This is a genomic window from Neptuniibacter sp. QD48_55 (assembly GCF_047778115.1).
GTDB lineage: Bacteria > Pseudomonadota > Gammaproteobacteria > Pseudomonadales > Balneatricaceae > Neptuniibacter.
The window spans coordinates 2,104,113-2,125,349 of the sequence record NZ_CP180555.1 but is presented as its reverse complement, the minus strand read 5'-3'; the positions used below and the strand labels follow the sequence as shown (position 1 = coordinate 2,125,349).

The following is a 21,237-nucleotide window of genomic DNA, read 5'->3' as shown; positions in this document are numbered from 1 at the left end:
CTGATATTTTCTAAGTGAACTGTATCTGTGAACCGAACGCGCGTTAAAATTTGTGGTATTACCAATATAGAAGATGCACAAGCAGCTATTGATGCTGGAGCAGATTCTCTTGGCTTTGTTTTTTATGCACCGAGTCCTCGCGCTGTAGAAGTTGAACAAGCAGCAGAAATCATTGCAAAGCTTCCAGCGTTCGTCACAACTACTGCGCTCTTTGTTAATGCGGAGCGGGAATTCATTGATCGAGTTATCGAACAAACTCGTATAGATTTACTTCAATTTCATGGTGATGAAACTGAAGCGTTCTGTAGTAGTTTTAGCCGTCCGTACATAAAAGCTATTCGGATGAAGCCAGAACTGGATTTAACAGACGCCGTAGAACAATTCACTTCAGCGCAGGCTATTCTTCTGGACGCTTATCGTCCGGGTGTTCCAGGTGGAACTGGTGAAGCCTTCGACTGGGATCGTATTCCAACACCTCACCCAGCGACAATTATTCTTGCTGGTGGTCTTAACTGTGACAACGTAGCCGAGGCTGTTAAAACTGTTAAACCATATGCAATAGACGTGAGTGGTGGGGTAGAGAAGAGTAAAGGTATCAAAGATACCGACAAAATTAATAGATTTATAAATGAGGTAACCCGTGCCAACTAATATCGATCTTAAAGCACTTGCTCAGTTGCCCGATAGTAAAGGCCATTTTGGCCCTTACGGTGGTCGTTTCGTATCTGAAACTCTAATGGCTGCGCTTAAGCAGCTAGAAGAAACTTATGAGAAGTTGTGGCGAGATCCAGCGTTCCAGGAAGAATTTGATCGTGATCTGGCACATTATGTTGGACGCCCTTCGCCTTTGTATCATGCGAAGCACCTATCAGAAAAAGTAGGTGGTGCACAAATTTACCTGAAACGTGAAGACCTCAACCATACGGGTGCTCACAAGGTTAATAATACAATTGGTCAGGCGCTTCTGGCTAAATACACTGGCAAGCCGCGTGTTATCGCAGAGACTGGTGCTGGTCAGCATGGCGTTGCTTCCGCTACCGTAGCTGCGCGTTTAGGTCTTGAGTGTCAGGTATATATGGGTGCTGAAGATGTGCAGCGTCAGGCACTTAACGTTTATCGTATGAAGCTTTTAGGCGCAGAGGTTATTGCGGTTGAATCAGGCACTCGTACGCTTAAAGATGCCATGAATGAAGCGATGCGCGATTGGGTTACCAATGTTGATAACACTTTCTACATCATCGGTACTGCAGCGGGGCCACACCCTTACCCTAAGTTGGTTCGTGACTTCCAGTGTGTAATCGGTCGTGAAGCGCGTCAACAGTGCTTAGACCAGACAGGTCGTCTACCTGATGCATTGGTTGCTTGTGTCGGAGGTGGTTCTAACGCTATTGGTCTGTTCCACCCATTCATCGAAGATGAATCTGTAAAAATGTATGGTGTTGAAGCGGGTGGTTATGGTGTAGAGACTGGCCAGCACGCTGCGCCACTATCTGCAGGTAGCCCTGGTGTACTTCATGGTAACCGTACATATTTGATGTCTGACGAAGGTGGTCAGATCATTGGTACTCACTCTGTATCCGCTGGTCTTGATTACCCAGGCGTTGGTCCAGAGCATGCTTACCTAAAAGATACTGGTCGTGCCACTTATGTTGATGCGACAGATGACGAAGCTATGGATGCATTCCGCGCATTAACACGCGTTGAAGGCATCATGCCGGCAATTGAGTCAAGCCACGCAGTTGCATATGCAATGAAGTTGGCTAAAGAGATGGATAAGGATCAGACAATTGTTGTTAACTTGTCTGGTCGTGGTGATAAAGATATTCATACGGTCGCACAGATCGATGGCATCAATATCTGATTTGTGCGAGGAATAGTAGAATGAGTCGTATTGCTGCAAGCTTTGCAAAGCTTAAGTCTGAAGGCCGCAAAGCCCTAATCCCTTATGTAACAGCAGGCGATCCTGCACCGGAAGTTACAGTAGGTTTACTACACGCTATGGTTGAAGCGGGTGCCGATGTTATTGAATTGGGTATCCCTTTTTCAGATCCAATGGCAGACGGTCCCGTTATTCAGCTAGCTTGTGAGCGTGCGTTGACGCACAACGTACGTTTACTTGATGTACTAGAAATGGTGGCTGAGTTCCGTCATAAAGATAATGAAACGCCAATCGTTTTGATGGGTTATCTTAACCCGATCGAAATTTTGGGTTACCAGCGCTTTGCTGAAGAAGCGAAGAAAGCCGGTGTTGATGGTGTATTAACCGTTGATCTTCCGCCTGAAGAATCAGGTGAGTTCAACCAGATTATGCGTGAGCATGATATTGATACTATTTACCTATTGGCACCTACTACTGAAGAAGAGCGTATTAAATACGTTTGTGAGAATGGTAGTGGTTACCTGTACTACGTTTCAGTGAAAGGGGTTACAGGCTCCGCTTCACTTGATGTTCAGGCTGTAGCTGACAGACTAGACGTCGTTCGTAAATACACTGACATTCCTTTAGGTGTAGGTTTTGGCATCAAAGATGCTGAATCAGCTACTGCCGTGTCAAAAGTTGCGGATGGTGTTATTGTCGGCAGTGTTTTAGTTAATAAGATTGCATCTCTAGTAAAAGATCAGGGCAAAATTGCTCCTGAAGTAGCTGCAATTATCAAAGATATGCGTCAAGCAATGGACAGCTAATAAGGTTTTAAAATAATGAGTAACTGGCTGGAAAAAATTGTTCCTTCTCTTGTTCGTTCAGAGAAAAAGCGCTCGAATATCCCTGAGGGCTTGTGGAAAAAGTGCCCTAAGTGTGAATCCGTTCTTTACCGCCCTGAGTTGGAAAAGAACCTGAATGTTTGTCCTAAGTGCGACCACCATATGCGCCTTAATGCGCGTCGTCGCCTTGAATTGTTCTTAGATGAAGATAACCGTCAAGAGCTGGCTACAGATGTAGAGCCTATCGATCGTCTGAAGTTTAAAGACTCTAAAAAGTATAAAGACCGTTTAAGCGCAGCTCAGAAAAGTACCGGCGAAAAAGATGCATTGATCGCTATGCGCGGTGAGCTAGAAGGTTTGCCTGTTGTAGCCGTTGCATTTGAATTTAGCTTCATGGGTGGTTCTATGGGTGCGGTTGTAGGTGAGCGTTTTGTTCGCGCTGCAAACATCGCTCTAGAAGAGAATATCCCACTGATCTGTTTCTCTGCATCCGGTGGCGCACGTATGCAGGAAGCGTTGTTCTCTCTATTCCAGATGGCGAAAACAAGTGCGATCCTAGAAAAACTACGTCTACAAGGTACGCCGTATATCTCTGTTCTTACAGACCCTGTATATGGTGGTGTATCTGCATCTCTAGCGATGTTGGGTGACTTAAACGTCGCTGAACCTAAAGCGCTTATGGGCTTTGCGGGACCTCGTGTAATCGAACAAACAGTTCGTGAAAAATTGCCTGAAGGTTTCCAGCGCAGTGAGTTCCTTCTAGAGCACGGCCAGGTTGATATGATTATTAACCGTGGTGAAATGCGCTCTCGTTTGTCTCGTATTTTGCGTAAGCTAACCAATCAAAGCCCACTACCTCCTGTAGAAACAGTTGAGGGTGAGGTTGTTGTTGAGGAAGAGCCTGCGAAACCTGAAGCAGAGTAATTGCTCAAGGTAATAAAAATGGCCGACGTGAAAACGCCGGCCTTTTTGGTTTCTGGTGATTGTTAAAAGTTGTTGGTCTTATGAATACCGCTAATCAAAAAATGAATCTTTCTGAATGGTTGTCTTGGATGGAACAATGCCATCCGTCTGAAATCGAGCTAGGTTTAGGACGTGTTAGCCAAGTTGCTGAAAAGCTGAAGATTGATCTGTCTGCCTCAAACGTTGTCACTGTTGCAGGTACAAACGGAAAAGGCTCAACGATTAGTTACTTGAACAGTATCTACCAACAGGCTGGATACAGTGTTGGCTGCTACACATCTCCACATTTTATCGACTATAACGAGCGAGTTAAGTTAAACAGCCAAAATTCGACTGACCAACAATTGTGCGATGCTTTCGAAAAAATTGACCAAGCGCGCGGTCAGATACCACTGACTTATTTCGAGTTTGGTACTCTAGCTGCCTTAGTTATTTTTTCTGAAACGAAACCGGATCTGGTTCTGCTGGAAGTAGGCTTGGGTGGCCGTTTAGATGCAGTAAACATTATTGATGCAGACATTAGTGCGGTCACTACCGTTTCGATTGATCATGTCGATTGGTTAGGTGATAACCGCGAAGTAATTGGTCGAGAGAAATCGGGTATTTTTCGTGCTGCTAAGCCTGCCATCTGCGGTGATCTCAATCCTCCAAAGTCTGTTGCTATTTATGCTGATGAGATCGGTGCCGATCTACATCAATCAGGCGTTGATTTTACCTATGAAGAAAACGGCGAACTTTGGTGCTGGCAAGGAAAGGATGCTCAAGGTCAGTCTAAATCGATTACTGACCTCAAACAGCCAGAGTTGCCACTTCAAAATGCAGCTACCGCAATTAAAATTGTTCAGCATATTCCGTTAGCGATTTCGGATGAGCAGATTAAAACAGGTATTCAGCAAGCAGCGCTAACAGGTCGTATGCAACATTTAGAACAAGACAATCTGCATTATTGGCTAGATGTAGCCCATAACCCTGAAGCAGCAGAACTGTTGAGTGATCGTATCCAAGGATTATCGGGCGATGTGTATCTCGTTTTGGGGATGTTAGCGGATAAAGATTGTCAGCAAGTTATAGATACACTAGCTCCAGTAGTGAAAGCTACTTACCTTTCTGACATCAATGTTCCGCGAGGACAAAAAGCTGCTGAGTTAGCTGAGCTATTTCCTAATGAGGCCTCGGTTCAGGAATTTTCATCAGTTAAAGCGGCAATTGAAGCGGTTCGAATAGACACTAACCCAAATGACAATGTTATTATTGCTGGATCATTCTTTACCGTCAGTGATGCGTTGACGATTTTGGCAAGGAAATAGCTAATGCAGCAGAAAGTAAAATACCGCTTAGTAGGGTTTGCAGTGATTCTTCTCTCTGCTGCGGTGATCTTTCCTGTTTTTTTTGACGGTGCGGGTTATAAAGAGCGACACCTTCAGTCCGAAATTCCTCCAGGTCCCGAACGTCCTAAAATTGTTCGTATAGAACCACAAAATAAACCGTTGCCAGATACTTCTAAGCCCGCTGAACCAAAGCCACCAGTTGAGTTGCCTAAACCACCAAAACAGGTGAAGCAGGTAATCGAGAAGATTGAACAAGAGCAAAAGGTTGAGCTAGAAATTCATAAAGATCAGCCTGTACTTGACCAAGAAGGTGTTCCAGTGGCTTGGACGCTGCAGCTTGCTAGTTTTAAAGATGAAGCTAATGCTAAGAGCTTGCGTAAGCAACTCATCGGTGAAGGGCATAAAGTCTTTACGCGTAAACAGGGTGAATTGATTAAGGTTTATGTAGGGCCAGAGTTCCAAAAGAGCCGATTAGAGTCGCTTAAGTTATCACTTAAAAAAGATTTTGGATTGAATGGCATTATTGTTCGTTTTACTACGCAATAATAAAGCGTGAAGCGATCCCATAAACTCTGTTAAAATGCGCGCAATTTCTTACTGAGCTGTAAAGATGAACTGGGCTGACTGGACCATACTAAGCATCATTGCGATATCAAGCCTTATGAGCTTAAGGCGAGGCTTTGTTCGAGAAGCACTTTCCCTGATCACTTGGGTAACGGCTTTTATCGTTGCGCGCCTATTTTCGCAGTCACTGTCAGTTCTGTTAGAAGCTTATATTCAAACGCCGTCAGTACGTTTAGTCGCAGCGTTTGCTATCCTCTTTATAGCCACTCTTGTTGTTGGAGTCATGATCAATAAACTGATCGGTGCGCTCGTAGAAGCAACGGGGTTGTCTGCAACGGACCGTATTCTTGGAATCGGATTTGGTGCAGCACGAGGTGGTTTAATTATCGTGGCTATAGTCGCGCTGATTGGAATGAGCCCAGCGGTTGAAGATCGCTGGTTCAAGGAATCACAATTGATTCCACACTTTTTACTTATGGAAGCATGGACCAAAGAGACAGCGAGCGAAGTGGGTCGCTTGATCTGGAATGCGGGACGCTAAATTTTTCTTTTGTTAGTTTGCACTTTGAGGTGAGTTTTAATGTGCGGCATTGTTGGCATCGTAGCCAAATCTAATGTAAACCAGACTATTTTTGATGCTCTGACTGTTCTGCAACATCGTGGACAGGATGCAGCGGGCATGGTTACTTGTGAAGGTAACCGTTTCTTCTTACGCAAGGATAATGGCCTGGTAAACGAAGTATTTCGTACCCGCCATATGAAACGTCTGGTAGGTAACGTGGGCATCGGTCACGTTCGTTACCCTACGGCCGGTAGTTCTAGCTCGGCTGAAGCGCAGCCGTTCTATGTGAACTCTCCATACGGTATCGCGTTAGCTCATAACGGCAACCTGACAAATGCAGAAGATGTAGCTGAACAAATGTTCCGTGCTGATCTGCGTCATATCAACACAACATCTGATTCAGAAGTGTTGTTGAACGTATTTGCTCACGAACTTCAACGTCAGGGCAAACTGCAGCCGCAAGCTGAAGATATGTTTGAAGCGGTTCGCCGTGTTCACGAGCGTTGCAAAGGTGGTTATGCCGCTGTAGCAATGATTACTGGTTACGGCATGTTGGCGTTCCGTGATCCTCACGGCATTCGCCCGCTGACTTACGGTAAGCGCGAAACTGAAGAAGGTACTGAGTACATGGTAGCTTCTGAAAGTGTTGCTCTAGATATCTCTGGTTTCGAGCGAGTTCGTGATATCGAGCCAGGCGAAGCGATTTACATCGATATGGAAGGTAACGTTTCTACCAAGCTTTGTGCTGAGAACACGCAGCTTGCGCCGTGCCTATTCGAATACGTATACCTAGCGCGTCCAGATTCGATCATCGATGATGTAAACGTACATATTTCTCGTATGCGTATGGGTAAGAAGCTTGCGGAGAAGGTTTTGCGTGAGCGCCCAGACCATGACATCGATGTGATTATCCCAATCCCTGATACAAGCCGTACCTCTGCTATGGAGATGGCTAAAGACTTGGGTGTTACTTTCCGTGAAGGTTTTATCAAAAACCGTTACATCGGCCGTACTTTCATCATGCCAGGTCAGACACAGCGTAAGAAGTCTGTTCGCCGTAAGCTGAATCCAATTGGTATGGAGTTTAAAGATAAAGTTGTCATGTTGGTTGATGACTCTATCGTGCGTGGTACTACCTCTAGCCAGATCGTTCAGATGGCACGTGATGCTGGTGCTAAGAAAGTTTACTTTGCATCTGCTGCGCCAGCGGTTAAATACCCGAACGTTTACGGTATTGATATGCCAGCAGCGGAAGAGCTTATCGCTCATGGCCGCACAGATGATGAAGTGGGTGAAGAGATCGGTTGTGACTGGATGATCTACCAAGAGCTAGATGATCTTAAAGCATCTGTATCTGAAGGTAACCCAGAAATTACAGCGTTCGATACCTGTGTATTTGATGGTAAATACGTAGCGGGTGATATTGATGAGCAGTATCTTGAGCGCTTAAAAGCTGCCCGTAATGACGACGCTAAAGGCAGTAATAACAAAAAGGTTGAGAGTAATGAATCCTCTAACCTTTGTAGCAAGATCGATTAAGGAGCAATAGTCGATGTCTATTTCTGATTACGAACGTGCTGAGCGTATCCAGTTCGAGCCTTCAGAAGGTTACGACCTGGAAACACTTGCTTTGCGTTCAGGTCAGCACCGCTCCCTTGAAGGGGAGCATAGTGACCCAATCTACCCGACATCAAGCTATGTCTTCTCAAGTGCGCGTGAAGCGGCTGCACGTTTTGGTGGTGAAGAGGAGGGTAACATCTACTCTCGCTTCACTAACCCAACTGTACAGTTTTTTGAAGAGCGTATCGCAGCACTAGAAGGCGGAGAAAGAGCAGTCGCAACAGCTTCTGGCATGGCGGCAATTCTTAGTACCTGCCTATCTTTAATGCAAAATGGTGATCATGTTGTTTGTTCGCGCAGTGTATTTGGTTCTACGGTCTCTCTGTTTGATAAGTACCTGACACGTACAGGCATCAAAGTTTCTTATGTTGACCCAACTAATCTTGATAGCTGGGAATCAGCAATCACAGAAGAGACTAAGATGCTGTTCTTAGAGACACCGTCTAATCCGTTGTCTGAACTAACAGATGTAACAGCTGTTGCCGAGATTGCACATAAGTACGATGCATTGTTGGTCGTTGATAACTGCTTCTGCACACCGATGCTTCAGCAGCCATTGAAGCAAGGTGCAGACATCATTATTCACTCCGCGACTAAGTACCTTGATGGTCAAGGTCGTTGTGTCGGTGGTGTTGTAGTTGGTAGCGATAAGCACATGGAAGAGGTGTTTGGCTTTATCCGTACTGGCGGGGCTTGCTTGAGCCCGTTCAACGCTTGGGTTTTCCTAAAAGGCTTAGAAACGCTGAAGCTTCGTATGGATGCACACTGCAACAACGCTATGGAGATGGCGAAATGGCTAGAAGAACAAGACGGCATAGATCGTGTCTTCTACTCAGGCCTTCCAAGCCATCCACAGCACGAGCTAGCTAAGAAGCAGCAAAAAGGTTTTGGTGGTGTGCTTTCCTTCGAAGTGAAAGGTGGTAAAGACGCAGCGTGGCGCTTTATTGATGCAACTAAGATGGTGTCTATCACAGGTAACCTTGGTGATGTGAAAACAACAATCACACACCCAGCGACCACGACTCACGGTCGTATGACCCCTGAAGCGCGTGCTGAAGCGGGCATCAAAGACAACTTGGTTCGCCTGTCTGTAGGTATCGAATCGATTGAAGATCTTAAAGCAGACATGCTTAGAGGTCTGGCAGCGGTTTAATCGCTACAGTTAAGATCTAGAAAAGCGGCTTTCGGGCCGCTTTTTTGTGTCTCAAATAAAGTGTCTAGATGCTTTTCTGGCTTAAATTAATATCACCAATCTCAACGCCTTTAGAGAGTGACATAATCATTTCTATCGAGGTGATGATATCCGAGATTGGAATAGGGGCTTGATCCGCCATGCGGCCCTCTTCTATATCCGTTAGCACCTCTTCAGTACCGACATTTCCTGGGTTTATCACAGTAAAACCTATGTTTTCTTGTCTCAGTGCTTTACGTAGGCTTTGTATGGCGCCGCGAAGGCCGAACTTGCTTGCTGCATAAGCGACTTGCTCTGATCCAATATTTTCTAAACCTGAGTTGGCACCTAGATAGATTGCTCTTGGGTTAGAAGCGCGTGCTAGGTTTGCTGCGATAGCCTTAGTGAGCTCGATGGGCGCAACAAGGTTCACCTGCATGATCTGCCGGGTTTCTTCGTATTTGGTCTTTCTGAAGTCAAAGTCGTCGGTGAAACCTTCATCCTCCCAAATTCCGCTGGAATAGATCAGGGTGTCTATAGGTTGCTCCCCTAGCTGAGCTGCAATCGTTTTTATTTCTTCTTCCACAGAGAGGTCTGCACGAATCCATTCGCAGTTTTTAGATGGGCTTCGAGATACACCTATAACGTTGTGGCCAGCGTCAGAAAAGTGCCTCGTTAGCTCTTCACCAATACCTCGGCTGCTACCAACAATCAAAACTGTCTTCATCAAATTGCCATCCATTTAGTTTTATAGGGTATCTCGGTTATCACACTGTTTTATAACTGTTTAACTTTGATATAAACATTCATTTCGACAAAGCCGTCTTTCCTTGTATCGTTTAGATAGTGCGCAATAGGCGCTAAGTCATCTGGTTCAAAGCCGCTGTTAGGGAGCCAATGAGAGTAGAGCTCCATATAGAAATTACTTACTTTATCACCGTCTCCTTTGTAATAAGCCGAGGCATATTGACCGGACGGAATAGTTGCTACTTCAAATGGTTCGCTCACCGGCGTGTCGTCTTCAATCTGAACACAAGCATCGTAACGGCAATGCTCAGTTGGCGTGATCATGGGGTTATCATGGCAGATAGCAAAGCGTTGGCTTTCAAAATTTGGCAATTTGATTCTCTTTGCCCAGTTATCCAGTCTATCCCAAGTTTCAAAAATGGCGGGAACGTCATATCCCTTTGGTGCTGTCAGATAAGCGATGCGTTTAGCTTTAAGTTCTTCAATGGTTACTTGCATGAGTATTTCCTCTAATTTGTCAGGATCAAACTTCACTTGGTCAGTGACAAATTGAGAGTACAGATCGCTTGGATTGAATACTTTTCCATACTTGCTAGTTAGTTTTCCAATCTTGCTATCTTTGATTTCGCTTGGGTCCCTTATCTGGCTAGGGGTGATGCCGAAGTAATTTTTAAATGCTTTTGAAAAATTAGCGCTAGAGGAGTAACCGCCGGCGTTGGCTACCTCGGTAATGCTCATTTCTTTGTGGCAAATCAGTCTATTAGCAGAGGCTTCCATTCTTTTGCGGATGATAAAGTCATTAACGGTTTCACCTGTGAGGGCGTGAAAAATACGGTGGAAATGAAAAGGGGAGAAACAGCTAACTTGAGCAATCTTATCTAAATTCAATTGCTGCTCTAGGTTTGAGCAAATGTATGTGGTTGCTAGATTTATTCGGCGTAAATACTCTTTGTTCGCCTGATTTTTATTCATGTTTACTTTTCACTAATACCACTTGTTGCTTAGTTTCTACGTACCCTAGTTCTTGATAAAACTTGTGGGCCGATGTACGAATCGAATTGGCCCGAATTCGAATGCTATTCACTCGTTCCGACAACCAATGTTCAGCTGTTTTCACTAACCCTTTGCCTAAGCCATATCCACGGTGTTCTTTATCAACAACAAGGCTTACGATTTCACCTTGAGTGCCTTCAGCTAAGCGAATATCAATGATGGCAGAGATACAGCCTACAACAGCGCCATTTAACTCAGCGATAAAAATCTCCCCGCTGGCCTTATGCACAGCTTTGATATTTGTAAACAGAGATTGTGCTGAGTGGGTGTACCCTAATTGCTTCATCAGGGCGATTAAGGCCTGAAGATCCTTTTCTTGATATGTGCGATAGATAGGTTCCATCAATTGACTATATCACAGGTTTTCTTTGGTCAGGCTGCAAAGCAAAACCTCAATCAGGCAGAAATTCCACTTCGGTTAGGTACTCAGCGCCATCTACCTTCAAAACACTACTTTTAAGCTGGAAAGCACTAACCTCGAAATTCGCAGTGAATCCCAGTCCTTTATGGCTGACCCGCCTGACCACTTCAGGTGTTAATTTTTTGCTGCGCCCTAAAGTTATATGAGGCATGTATTTCCGTTGTTCTAGTTCTATGCTTAGTCCTCTAATTTTGTGACTTAGCGACTTTTGTAGACGTTTTAAGGGCTCCGATTCTTCTACGCCTAACCAGATAATTCCTGATTTGAAATAGCCTATCTTCCGCAGGCGAAGTTCAAAAGGTTCAAAACTGGTTTCAGATACCGCTTCAATTATCTCTTCCAAGTGTTGATGGGGCTGATCGCCGATAAACACTAAGGTGATATGTAGTTGATGAGTCACGGTCCAGCGTACTTGTTCGAGTTCAGGACAATAGAGTTCGGTAATCCGATCCTGAAGATCTTCAGGCAGATCGATAGCTAGGAATAGGCGCATAGCAAAAAATAAAAAACACAGCTTATGGTTATTTCTATCTTAGTAAATCATAGGGGTGCTTGGAAGGAATGTTACAAAGCTTGATAAAGTGACTTTCAAAGTCATCTACTCATTTTTATCGTCTCCGTTGCAGCTTATAATAGCCGTCCTTTTTTATTCCTAAAGATAGCCTGCTTTGAAAATTGTCCTAGCCCCGATGGAGGGCGTCGTTGATTACACTATGCGCGATCTGTTAACACAGGTCGGTGGTATAGATCACTGTGTTACAGAATTCTTGCGTGTTAGTGATCGTGTTTTGCCCGCTAAAGTGTTCCGACGTTTATGTCCTGAGTTACATAATGGAGGTAAAACACCTTCAGGGACGCCCGTTATTCTTCAATTGCTTGGTAGCGATCCAAATGTCCTAGCCGGTAACGCACGCAAAGCCGCCAAACTTGGCGCACCGGGGATAGATCTAAATTTTGGTTGTCCAGCTAAAACGGTTAATCGCAGTAAAGGTGGAGCCGTTCTATTGGATACGCCGGAACTTGTTCATGAGATCGTAAAGGCGGTGAGACAAGCGGTTCCTGCAGAAACGCCTGTATCGGCAAAGATGCGTTTGGGCAATAAAGATAAAGCTTTAGCGATGGAAAACGCCCATGCAATTGCTGAAGCGGGTGCGGATAGTTTAGCCGTACATGCCCGAACAAAACTCGAAGGTTACAAGCCTCCAGCTCACTGGGAATGGATTGCTAGAATTCGAGAGGCTGTCGATCTTCCTGTAGTCGCTAATGGTGAGGTATGGAATTGGCAGGATTTTCAACGTTGTCGAGAAGTCAGTGGTTGCGACACGATTATGATCGGTCGCGGCCTTATTGCGAAGCCTGATTTGGCCAAGGTTATAAAATATCATCTTGCTGATGAGGAGGTGAGCAGTTATAACTGGAGTCAGGTTGTGCCGTTTATTGAGGCATACTTAAACCGCATTGAGCGAGATATAGCCCCTAAATATGTGCATGGCCGCATAAAACAGTGGTTAAGTCACTTACAGCGAGAGTATAAAGAAGCAGAAATGCTTTTTCAGAAAGTTAAAAAAATAAAGGAACCTTCTGAACTCAGACTTGCCCTAAAAGACTGATACGTCACAAGTGGATCAATGGAGAGATAAAAATGGCATCTTGGCTAAGTCCCGCTTCTAAACTAATGGGTAGTCTCAAATACCCAGCAAAGTTCAGTCTAGTCAGTGTGTTATTTCTAATACCACTTGTGCTGACAGTAACCTTTTACTGGCAAGAGTTGAGCCGTAGTATCGACTTGACCAAAGAGGAGATTAGGGGGATAGAGATTATCCGCTTAACAGAGCCTCTAGTACTTAATATTGGTCAGCACCGAGGCCTTACCAATGCGCTGTTAAACGGTAATACGGGTGTAGAGTCTAAAGTGTTGGATCGTCGTGGGAAGGTAGATCAAGCGCTTAGCCAATTAAAGTCTGGCACTACGGACGTTAGTTCTAGCACGCAAACTATTATTTCTTCACTTGATCAACAGTGGGGCAAGATCAAATCGAGTATCGGAAACACTGAACCTGCTGCTATCTTTGAACTACACAACGAGTTCGCAGCTTCAGTAAGACGATTTAATGAAGTTATCTTGCGGGAATTCTCCCTCGAATTAGATCCACACTCTGATACTACTTTTATGATCGACAACGTTGCTGTGTTTTTACCACAGATTATCGATGAAACAGGTCAGCTTCGTGGGAAGGCTTCGGGGGTTGCTGCAAAAGGTGGCTTTACACCAGATAGCTATATCTATATCAATAACCTTATCGGCCGATTACAGAAAACCTACCCTGAATTAGCAAACGGCGAGACAATGCCTGAGCTAGAATCCATGCGCTCTGAAATCATCGCCGCAGAAAAAGCGGTAGGTAATTACATCGCATATATTCAGCAGAATGTAACGGAGCCAGATAGCATCGCCGTGAACTCTAATGAGGTTTTTGGCGAGGGTACAACTGCGATTAAGCAGGTATTGAATCTGTACAAATTGATGCTGCCTGCATTGTATGAAAAAGAGCAGGAATATCTATCTAAACAGGTTAACAGTCGTAATCTCGTTTTGGCGGTTATTGCTGTGACCGTGTTACTAGCGATATATCTGTTCATGGGCTTCTATCGATCAACTATTGAAACCATGGATAGATTCCAACAGGTAGCAGGTAAACTTGCTGCAGGTGACCTGTCAGCTCGCCTTGAGCACTATGGCAAAGATGAGATGTCTGCTATCTCTGAAGGTCTTAATAAGGTTGCCGAAGGTTTTGAGTCTCTAGTGAGAGAAACTAAAAGTGCCACCACCTTGGTAACGAATAGTTCTTCACGACTTTCTGCTGAATCTTCTCAAACTCGGGATGGTGTGGCGCGTCAGAAAGAGGAAACCTCGCATATTGCTGAAGGTGTAGGAGAACTTGCAAGTAGCGCGTCAGAGATTGCGATGAATACCAATCAGGCATCTACAACAGCACAAGAAGTTAATGAAATGGCATCTGAAGGCTTGCTCGTTGTTCAAAAGACAACTTCATCTTTCAATGAACTTGCGTCTGATGTTTCTAAAACCAGCGCTGTGATCAGTGAACTGGATCAGGATGTTAAAAATATTCATGCAGTATCCAGTGTAATCAGTGATATTGCAGATCAGACTAACCTATTGGCTTTGAATGCGGCCATTGAAGCCGCGCGAGCGGGTGAGCAGGGCCGAGGCTTTGCCGTGGTAGCCGATGAGGTAAGAACCTTAGCTCAGCGTACACAGGATTCTACTGGCGAGATCCGTGAAACTCTGCAAAAGCTCGCGAGCTGTGCTCAGCGCGCAGTAGAGCTGATGGAACATACCAGCAGTTCAGTTTCAGAAAATGTCTCTGAAATGGCTCGTGCGAGTGAAGTTTTGCAACAGATCGATAACTCTTTATCTGAAGTGAATCAGATGAATTCAGGTATCGCTGCAGCAGCTGAGCAACAAAGTGGCCTTGTAAATCATCTGCATGAGAGTTTGGCTGCAATCTCCGCAAGTGCTGATACATCGGAAGGGGCGGCCAGAAATACCTCTGCATTAGCAGATGATATGGCTAACTCGGCATCTCACCTTGAGAGCACACTGTCTAAATTCCGAGTAAGCTAGTTAGATATAACCTAAAAATAGCCCGCTTTTAAGCGGGCTATTTTTGTATATGTTAAGTACAAATTAGTAAAACGCTATTGTTAGAAAAATCATTCTATTAAGGATAATCGGATGAAAGCGATCTCGATCATTAAATACCTTTTCAGCCTGATTGGCTTAGGTCTGTTGATCCTAGCGTTTGTGTTATTCACAAATACTAAGAGCTTTTTGGAAACCGCTGTTACTGCTGAAGGAACAGTTATAGAGCTAAGAGCTTCTAGAAGCAGTGATTCTCTTACTTATCATCCTGTCGTCTCATTTGTTACTAATGAAGGTCAGCAAGTGACATTTTCCTCGAGCGCTGGGAGTAACCCGCCTAGCTATTCGCAAGGTGAGGTTGTTGAAGTCCTCTACCAAGCTAATTCGCCGCAAGACGCTAAGATTAATGGCTTTTTCACCCTCTGGGGTGGGGCAACCATTGTGGCTGGCCTTGGCGCTGTTTTCTTCATTGTTGGCATACTTATTCTGATATTTAGCGGTATGAAAGGCAGAAAACGTGATTACCTGAAAACTCAGGGTGTGCCTATTAAAGCTCAAATTCATACGCTAGATCGGAACACCTGTATGGAAACGGATGGTGTAAGCCCGTTTGTGATTAGTTTGCAGTGGCACAATCCAGAAGATAACAAGATCTACCTGTTTCGAAGTGATGATATTTGGTTTGATCCGACTGAATATGTTATGACTGATGAACTCACTGTTTATATCGATCGGAACAATCCAGCTAAGTATCACGTTGATCTATCATTCCTTCCGCAAGTGGCCTAACTTTATAGCGTGTCACTTAAGTGTCATGAAAGTGGTTTATAAATTAATCGAGCAGGCAGAGGTTTTGTCTGTTCCAATCAGTGAGTGGTAGCACAATGAACCTCTATGACTTGTCAGGCTCGGGACCAGAATCAGAAAAGTTCGACCCGTTACTCTCTACTGATCAGTTTCGCATTGAACGCATTATCTCTCATGCTCACGCGACTCCCGAAGGGGAATGGTATGACCAAGCTTGGGATGAGTGGGTAATCGTTATCTCTGGAAGCGCTGGGCTTCGTACAGCAAATCCAGATCAAGAATTTACCCTGAATGCAGGTGACAGTTACTGTTTCCCTGCACATCAACGACACCGTGTTGAATGGACTGATTCTGATCAACCAACGATATGGCTCGCTGTTCACTACAATGAACCTAAGGAGGCTGGATCATGACAGCTAAAATTAGCTTTGTTCTGAACGATATTACCCAATTGAACGTTGATGCAATTGTTAATGCTGCGAACAACAGTTTGTTGGGTGGTGGCGGTGTAGACGGTGCAATTCATTCTGCAGCTGGACCCGATCTGTTAGCTGAATGTCGCACACTGAATGACTGTGATACGGGCAAAGCGAAAATTACCCAAGGTTATCGTCTTCCTGCTGAATACGTTATTCATGCGGTAGGGCCGGTTTGGCGGGGTGGTGATCATGGTGAGTCAGCACAGTTGGAAGCTTGCTATCGTAACTCGATGGCTTTAGCCAACGAAAACCATATCAAAACAATCGCATTTCCGGCGATCAGTTGTGGTGTTTATGGCTATCCATTGGAGCAGGCTGCAGAGATTGCGCTATTAACGGTTAAGAGGGAACTGAAAAAAGAGCCAAGCGTAGAAGAGGTTGTCTTTTGCTTGTTCAATGATGAACTGCTTTCGGTATATCAAAAGGCCTCAGCTAAACTTCCTGAAGTCATTAAAAAAGGAGGCAACATGGCCTCCTTCTTTGTCCTAGAACACTGTCAGTGAGAGCTCTGGCAGTATTAGTGCTCGATCTGGATCTGACGCGGCTTCATCGCTTCAGGGATTTCGTGAATCAGATCAACATGAAGCAAACCGTTTTCCATAGAGGCTTTAGTCACTTTTACATGATCCGCTAGCTGGAAACGTCTTTCAAAATTACGCGCAGCTATACCTTGGTAAAGGTATTGGCGATCTTGAGTTTGTTCTTTCTTCTGACCCGTAATCGTCAGAGTCCCGCTTTCACTTTGAATATCTAATTCGTCTTTTTCAAAGCCTGCCACAGCCATGGTAATACGGTAATTATTTTCTCCAAGTAGTTCGATGTTGTATGGAGGAAATGAAGGCTGGTTGTCGTTGCGGTTAGCGTTATCTAGCATGTTAGCTAGACGGTCAAAACCAATGGCAGAACGGTATAGTGGAGATAGATCGAATTCACGCATCTGTATATCCTCATCAAGCAATATATCTAAATTTAAAAGTTTGGCTCCTCTCTTGAGCGAGCCCTTTAACCGACCTCTTTTGAGCCTCGGTTAACTATTTAGATAATGTCACTTGATGAGAATTCAAGCGTAAGGTGAATTATTTTTCTTCTTCAACGTTAAATCGATCAACGTCGTTGGTGATTTCGACATCAACATTGTGCGAAGGAATGCGGTAATCGTGCACACGTTCCCATGAGTCTGAACCAGGAACACGTTCCCAAACTGTACCGGCATTGTAGGTAACCAGTTCACTCAAGGATGGGTCTAGGCGGCACATCTTTTCTACCGGGACAGGAAGAAGGTTGGAAAGCTGATCTTCCAAAAACTCTTCGGTTTCATAACCCGTAAACATGCGCCAGCCTGTGTCGTTTAAGTGTTCCGGAACTGTCTTATACATAAAACGAATAGGCAGGGTTTCATCAAAACAAAGCTTTGAAACCAGCGCTAAGAAGCCGTTTTTGGTTTGGTTAGTTTCGGATTCAGTAGTTTTAGGCGTATCAACGTCAACAGATTTCATGTGCACTCAAACAGTAATAATTAATTGCAGACCTATTTTAAACGCTCATAGGGCCCTATGCCAGCCACTAAAAGGTTAAGAAAATGTGCTGCAGGTTACTTTATTAACCTAAAGTTACATAAATCAGTCTAACCCAATTACTAAGCGTGCTAGAATGCACTGTTTTTACAGTCAGATCCTCAGGAAAAATAGATGGCCAAAGGTAAAAAGTACGATTTTCAGTTAGTTGCTGAAGGGGAAACTTGGAGTGCTCAGATCTTGCGTCAGGCAAGTGCACGTAAAACTGTTATCTCCAAACAGCAGGATGGCTTTGCGACTGAAGATGAGGCTAAAGCGTGGGCGGAAGCTCAACTACAGAAATTCCTGGAGCAGCAGCAGGAACGTAATAAGCGCAAAGCTGAAAAGCGTGAAGAGCGGGCGGAGATAGAAGCACGTCAAGCTGAAGCAAGAGCCCGATTCGAAGACGAAGAGTAACTTTTGCTATATTTTTCAATTAGACATTTCTGATTGGATGAGTATTGCTTCTTTGGCAAAGATTTTAGTGACGGTCAAAATAAGCCCTATCTGTTTAGATAGGGCTTATTCGTTTTACAACATAGAATACCGTCATATCAGTGTCTAGAACTGCCTTAAATCTATCTTCGATAATTTTGTTGATCACAAAGCCTTCCTTAACAATAAAGACTACGTTATTCTTTCCTGTATAAATAACCAGTAGATTAGTTTGATGCTGATATTAGGAATAGACCCAGGTTCCCGAATCACCGGGTATGGTGTGATTAACTGCGTTGGCAATAAAAATGAGTATGTTGCCAGTGGTTGTATTCGTATTAAAGGTGATGAATTACCAGAGCGATTACAGCAGGTGTATACCGGTGTATCTGAAGTGATCGAGCGTTATTGTCCGCAAGAGTTTGCCATTGAACAGGTGTTTATGGCGCGTAATGCCGATTCTGCACTTAAGCTTGGTCAGGCGCGTGGTGTAGCTATTGTTGCAGGTACTAATGCGGAGTTACCGGTTTACGAATATGCTGCTCGTAAAGTTAAGCAGTCGGTCGTAGGTAAAGGTTCGGCTGATAAATCACAAGTTCAGCATATGGTGGCGCATATTCTAAAATTACCCGGCTTGCCGCAAGCGGATGCTGCCGATGCGCTCGCAATTGCTCTCTGTCATGCTCATACTCGTAATAGCTTAATTAAAACAGCCGGTTCTATGTCTAGTCGCAATGCCAGTTGGAGGCGTCAATAAACGTCATGAATGAGATGTCTTACGCTGATTTTATCTATATAGCTGATCTAATTGGAGTTGCAGTATTTGCAACTGCAGGGGCTTTGGCAGCTCAGGGAAAGCAATTAGATATACTAGGCGTGGTTGTTTTAGCGATAGTGACAGCTTTAGGTGGCGGCACGATTCGCGATATCACCTTAGATATTCATCCCGTTGTATGGGTGGCAGATACCTCTTATTTATGGACTGCAATTATATCTGCGGTCGTTGCTTTCTTTGTCTGTCGTTATATCCAGTACCCTCGACGCACTTTATTAGTGCTGGATGCTATGGGTCTGGCGCTATTTGCCGTGTTAGGTGCCGAAAAAGCCTTAGGTCTTGGTTTACCGCCGATTATTGTTGTAATGATGGCCGTTATCACCGGTTGTGCTGGTGGTATGATTCGAGATCTTTTGACTGGGCAGATACCGCTAATTTTGCAACGAGATGGTGAGCTTTATGCGACTTGTGCATTAGCAGGCTCGGTATTTTTTGTGGTGTTTCAGTCGTATATTCCAGGGCAGCCAGTCGCGCTGATCTCTATGGTAATCATCTTTGTATTGCGTATGGCTGCGATGTTCGCAGATCTCAGGTTGCCTGAGTTTATTGTGGCAGGTCATAAGCTCGAAAAATTGGATAAGGATAAAAAGTAAGTGATTGGTCGATTGAAAGGTGAGCTGTTAGAAAAGCAGCCTCCGCAGTTAGTGATTGATGTAAATGGTGTGGGCTACGAAGTTGAAGCTTCAATGAACACATTTTATCGACTACCTGAAGTTGGATTACAGGTGACCCTCTTTACTCACTTTGTCGTACGAGAGGATGCGCAGTTACTTTATGGCTTTATCGATAAGCAAGAGCGTTCGCTTTTTAGAACCTTGATTAAGGCTAATGGTGTTGGGCCTAAATTGGCGATTACTATCCTTTCCGGTATTTCTACAACTGAGTTCGTGCGTTGCGTAAATGATGGTGATACCGCGTCTTTGATTAAGTTGCCGGGTGTTGGTAAGAAGACAGCTGAACGCTTAATCGTAGAGATGAAAGACAAGATTAAGGCGCTTGGACTTGAATCTTCGGATGAGTTTCAGTTGTCGGCGGCAGATGGTCCCGATATGGCATCATTCGAAACGGTTAGTGATAACCGAGCTGAAGCAGAAAGTGCATTGGTTGCATTGGGCTATAAGCCAGTTCAAGCAACTAAATCGATTGAGCAGGCGCATAAATCACTTGGTTCTGGTGCGAGCTGTGAAGATCTTATTCGTGTCGCTTTACGCTCCATGGTTGGGTAATAGAGTAAATAGTTATGATTGAAGCTGATCGTTTTATCTCGCCTTTAAGTAATCCAGTAGAGGAAGCGCATGATCGCGCTATCCGCCCAAAAGCGTTAGAGGATTACGTTGGCCAGCCTGTTGTTCGTGAGCAGATGGAGATCTTCATCCAAGCGGCTAAGATGCGTAATGAGGCGTTAGATCATACTTTGATATTTGGCCCACCAGGTTTGGGTAAAACAACTTTAGCGAACATCATTGCCAATGAGATGGGTTCTGAGATCAAGACCACTTCTGGCCCTGTGCTTGAGAAAGCAGGGGATCTGGCTGCGTTGTTGACCAATCTTGAGCCAAATGACGTTCTTTTTATCGATGAAATTCACCGTCTAAGCCCGAATGTTGAAGAGGTGCTCTATCCAGCAATGGAAGATTACCAGCTGGATATTATGATTGGTGAAGGCCCTGCAGCACGTTCTATCAAGTTAGAGCTACCTCCATTTACATTAGTAGGTGCGACAACACGCGCAGGTTTGCTGACCTCTCCGTTGCGTGATCGTTTCGGTATTGTGCAGCGCTTAGAGTTTTATAACGTTGAAGATCTGACGAGTATCGTTGCTCGCTCAGCTGATCTTTCTGGTACTAAGATCGATACGCAAGGTGCGTGCGAAGTGGCGAAACGCTCTCGTGGTACGCCGCGTATTGCTAACCGTTTGTTGCGCCGTGCCCGAGATTACGCTGAAGTAAAAGGTGATGGTGTAATTGATAGTGATATCGCTGATCGTGCACTGAATATGTTGAACGTCGATCATCATGGTTTCGATCATCTCGATCGACGTATGTTGCTGACTATGATTGAAAAATTTGGTGGCGGTCCTGTCGGTGTAGAAAGCCTTGCTGCTGCAATTAGTGAAGAGCGTGACACAATTGAGGACGTACTGGAGCCTTATCTGATTCAGCAAGGGTTTGTTATGCGCACACCTCGTGGTCGTGTTGTAACTGATCATGCTTATCAGCACTTTGGAATTGCTAAGCCTCAAGAGTCTTAAAATACGATCTGGATCAATAAACCCTATAATAAATAGGATTTGTTGGTTAATCTGACATCAATCAAGGTACGACCGAAGAAA

General features: G+C 44.5%; 25 protein-coding genes. 19 read left to right on the top strand and 6 right to left on the bottom strand.

Annotated elements, in window-relative coordinates:
• Positions 1-27: 27 nt before the first annotated feature.
• The 9 genes from ACMXYW_RS09805 to ACMXYW_RS09765 all read left to right on the top strand — a co-directional run bounded on the left by ACMXYW_RS09805 (position 28) and on the right by ACMXYW_RS09765 (position 8,893).
• Positions 28-651, top strand: coding sequence for a phosphoribosylanthranilate isomerase (locus tag ACMXYW_RS09805; RefSeq protein WP_415903911.1), 624 nt, complete (start codon positions 28-30; stop codon positions 649-651).
• Positions 641-1,861, top strand: a complete 1,221-nt coding sequence (gene trpB, locus ACMXYW_RS09800) for a tryptophan synthase subunit beta (protein WP_415881580.1) — start codon at positions 641-643, stop codon at positions 1,859-1,861. The genes ACMXYW_RS09805 and trpB overlap by 11 nt, the downstream gene beginning before the upstream one ends.
• Before the next feature lie 20 nt (positions 1,862-1,881).
• Positions 1,882-2,685, top strand: coding sequence for a tryptophan synthase subunit alpha (gene trpA, locus ACMXYW_RS09795; protein WP_415903910.1), 804 nt, complete (start codon positions 1,882-1,884; stop codon positions 2,683-2,685).
• Positions 2,686-2,700: 15 nt separating this feature from the next.
• Entirely contained in the window at positions 2,701-3,627 is a 927-nt protein-coding gene (gene accD / locus ACMXYW_RS09790; RefSeq protein ID WP_415881578.1) for an acetyl-CoA carboxylase, carboxyltransferase subunit beta, read from the top strand.
• Between the two features lie 80 nt (positions 3,628-3,707).
• On the top strand, positions 3,708-4,973 hold the full coding sequence (gene folC / locus ACMXYW_RS09785; protein WP_415903909.1) for a bifunctional tetrahydrofolate synthase/dihydrofolate synthase: 1,266 nt from the start codon (positions 3,708-3,710) through the stop codon (positions 4,971-4,973).
• Positions 4,974-4,976: 3 nt separating this feature from the next.
• Positions 4,977-5,540, top strand: a complete 564-nt coding sequence (locus ACMXYW_RS09780) for an SPOR domain-containing protein (protein ID WP_415903908.1) — start codon at positions 4,977-4,979, stop codon at positions 5,538-5,540.
• Between the two features lie 64 nt (positions 5,541-5,604).
• Complete coding sequence (locus ACMXYW_RS09775; protein ID WP_415881575.1) at positions 5,605-6,099, top strand: CvpA family protein; 495 nt, start codon at positions 5,605-5,607, stop codon at positions 6,097-6,099.
• A gap of 39 nt (positions 6,100-6,138) precedes the next feature.
• The gene (gene purF, locus ACMXYW_RS09770; RefSeq protein WP_415903907.1) at positions 6,139-7,659 is read left to right on the top strand and encodes an amidophosphoribosyltransferase; all 1,521 of its coding nucleotides are present in this window, start codon (positions 6,139-6,141) and stop codon (positions 7,657-7,659) included.
• A 13-nt stretch (positions 7,660-7,672) separates the two neighbouring features.
• Complete coding sequence (locus ACMXYW_RS09765) at positions 7,673-8,893, top strand: O-succinylhomoserine sulfhydrylase (RefSeq protein ID WP_415903906.1); 1,221 nt, start codon at positions 7,673-7,675, stop codon at positions 8,891-8,893.
• Positions 8,894-8,957: 64 nt separating this feature from the next.
• Here the strand turns inward: ACMXYW_RS09765 and ACMXYW_RS09760 are convergent, their stop codons facing one another.
• The 4 genes from ACMXYW_RS09760 to thpR are packed head-to-tail and all read right to left on the bottom strand — an operon-like array spanning position 8,958 to position 11,625.
• Positions 8,958-9,638: an SDR family NAD(P)-dependent oxidoreductase gene (locus ACMXYW_RS09760; RefSeq protein ID WP_415903905.1), complete on the bottom strand. Its 681-nt coding sequence runs from the start codon at positions 9,636-9,638 to the stop codon at positions 8,958-8,960.
• 50 nt (positions 9,639-9,688) lie between these two features.
• Positions 9,689-10,630, bottom strand: a complete 942-nt coding sequence (locus ACMXYW_RS09755; protein WP_415903904.1) for an AraC family transcriptional regulator — start codon at positions 10,628-10,630, stop codon at positions 9,689-9,691.
• Positions 10,623-11,054 carry a GNAT family N-acetyltransferase gene (locus ACMXYW_RS09750; RefSeq protein WP_415903903.1) on the bottom strand — a complete coding sequence of 144 codons (432 nt, stop codon included), beginning with the start codon at positions 11,052-11,054 and terminating at the stop codon, positions 10,623-10,625. The genes ACMXYW_RS09755 and ACMXYW_RS09750 overlap by 8 nt, the downstream gene beginning before the upstream one ends.
• Positions 11,055-11,103: 49 nt before the next feature.
• The gene (thpR, locus tag ACMXYW_RS09745) at positions 11,104-11,625 is read right to left on the bottom strand and encodes an RNA 2',3'-cyclic phosphodiesterase (RefSeq protein WP_415900792.1); all 522 of its coding nucleotides are present in this window, start codon (positions 11,623-11,625) and stop codon (positions 11,104-11,106) included.
• Positions 11,626-11,800: 175 nt separating this feature from the next.
• Between thpR and ACMXYW_RS09740 the strand changes: the two genes are divergently transcribed.
• From ACMXYW_RS09740 to ACMXYW_RS09720, 5 genes are all read left to right on the top strand, one after another.
• Positions 11,801-12,742, top strand: coding sequence for a tRNA-dihydrouridine synthase (locus ACMXYW_RS09740; protein WP_415903902.1), 942 nt, complete (start codon positions 11,801-11,803; stop codon positions 12,740-12,742).
• A 32-nt stretch (positions 12,743-12,774) separates the two neighbouring features.
• A complete protein-coding gene (locus tag ACMXYW_RS09735; RefSeq protein WP_415903901.1) occupies positions 12,775-14,778 on the top strand; it encodes a methyl-accepting chemotaxis protein in 2,004 nt (667 codons plus the stop codon).
• Positions 14,779-14,889: 111 nt separating this feature from the next.
• A complete protein-coding gene (locus ACMXYW_RS09730) occupies positions 14,890-15,585 on the top strand; it encodes a DUF3592 domain-containing protein (protein WP_415903900.1) in 696 nt (231 codons plus the stop codon).
• A gap of 95 nt (positions 15,586-15,680) precedes the next feature.
• Positions 15,681-16,016: a cupin domain-containing protein gene (locus ACMXYW_RS09725; RefSeq protein ID WP_415900797.1), complete on the top strand. Its 336-nt coding sequence runs from the start codon at positions 15,681-15,683 to the stop codon at positions 16,014-16,016.
• Complete coding sequence (locus ACMXYW_RS09720) at positions 16,013-16,585, top strand: O-acetyl-ADP-ribose deacetylase (protein ID WP_415903899.1); 573 nt, start codon at positions 16,013-16,015, stop codon at positions 16,583-16,585. The genes ACMXYW_RS09725 and ACMXYW_RS09720 overlap by 4 nt, the downstream gene beginning before the upstream one ends.
• A gap of 14 nt (positions 16,586-16,599) precedes the next feature.
• Here the strand turns inward: ACMXYW_RS09720 and ACMXYW_RS09715 are convergent, their stop codons facing one another.
• Both ACMXYW_RS09715 and ACMXYW_RS09710 read right to left on the bottom strand, forming a co-directional pair.
• On the bottom strand, positions 16,600-17,019 hold the full coding sequence (locus ACMXYW_RS09715) for an Hsp20 family protein (RefSeq protein WP_415881564.1): 420 nt from the start codon (positions 17,017-17,019) through the stop codon (positions 16,600-16,602).
• Between the two features lie 139 nt (positions 17,020-17,158).
• A complete protein-coding gene (locus tag ACMXYW_RS09710; RefSeq protein WP_415903898.1) occupies positions 17,159-17,578 on the bottom strand; it encodes a DUF2185 domain-containing protein in 420 nt (139 codons plus the stop codon).
• Positions 17,579-17,770: 192 nt separating this feature from the next.
• On the opposite strand from ACMXYW_RS09710, the gene ACMXYW_RS09705 reads away from it, so the two are divergent.
• The 5 genes from ACMXYW_RS09705 (at position 17,771) to ruvB (ending at position 21,156) form a co-directional block, all read left to right on the top strand.
• Positions 17,771-18,052, top strand: a complete 282-nt coding sequence (locus ACMXYW_RS09705) for a DUF3622 domain-containing protein (protein WP_415903897.1) — start codon at positions 17,771-17,773, stop codon at positions 18,050-18,052.
• Between the two features lie 253 nt (positions 18,053-18,305).
• Positions 18,306-18,827, top strand: a complete 522-nt coding sequence (ruvC, locus tag ACMXYW_RS09700; RefSeq protein WP_415896391.1) for a crossover junction endodeoxyribonuclease RuvC — start codon at positions 18,306-18,308, stop codon at positions 18,825-18,827.
• Between the two features lie 5 nt (positions 18,828-18,832).
• Positions 18,833-19,498 carry a trimeric intracellular cation channel family protein gene (locus ACMXYW_RS09695; protein WP_415896390.1) on the top strand — a complete coding sequence of 222 codons (666 nt, stop codon included), beginning with the start codon at positions 18,833-18,835 and terminating at the stop codon, positions 19,496-19,498.
• Positions 19,499-20,131 carry a Holliday junction branch migration protein RuvA gene (gene ruvA, locus ACMXYW_RS09690; RefSeq protein WP_415884261.1) on the top strand — a complete coding sequence of 211 codons (633 nt, stop codon included), beginning with the start codon at positions 19,499-19,501 and terminating at the stop codon, positions 20,129-20,131. It begins immediately after the preceding gene.
• A gap of 14 nt (positions 20,132-20,145) precedes the next feature.
• Positions 20,146-21,156, top strand: coding sequence for a Holliday junction branch migration DNA helicase RuvB (gene ruvB, locus ACMXYW_RS09685; RefSeq protein ID WP_415884262.1), 1,011 nt, complete (start codon positions 20,146-20,148; stop codon positions 21,154-21,156).
• Positions 21,157-21,237 lie beyond the last annotated feature (81 nt).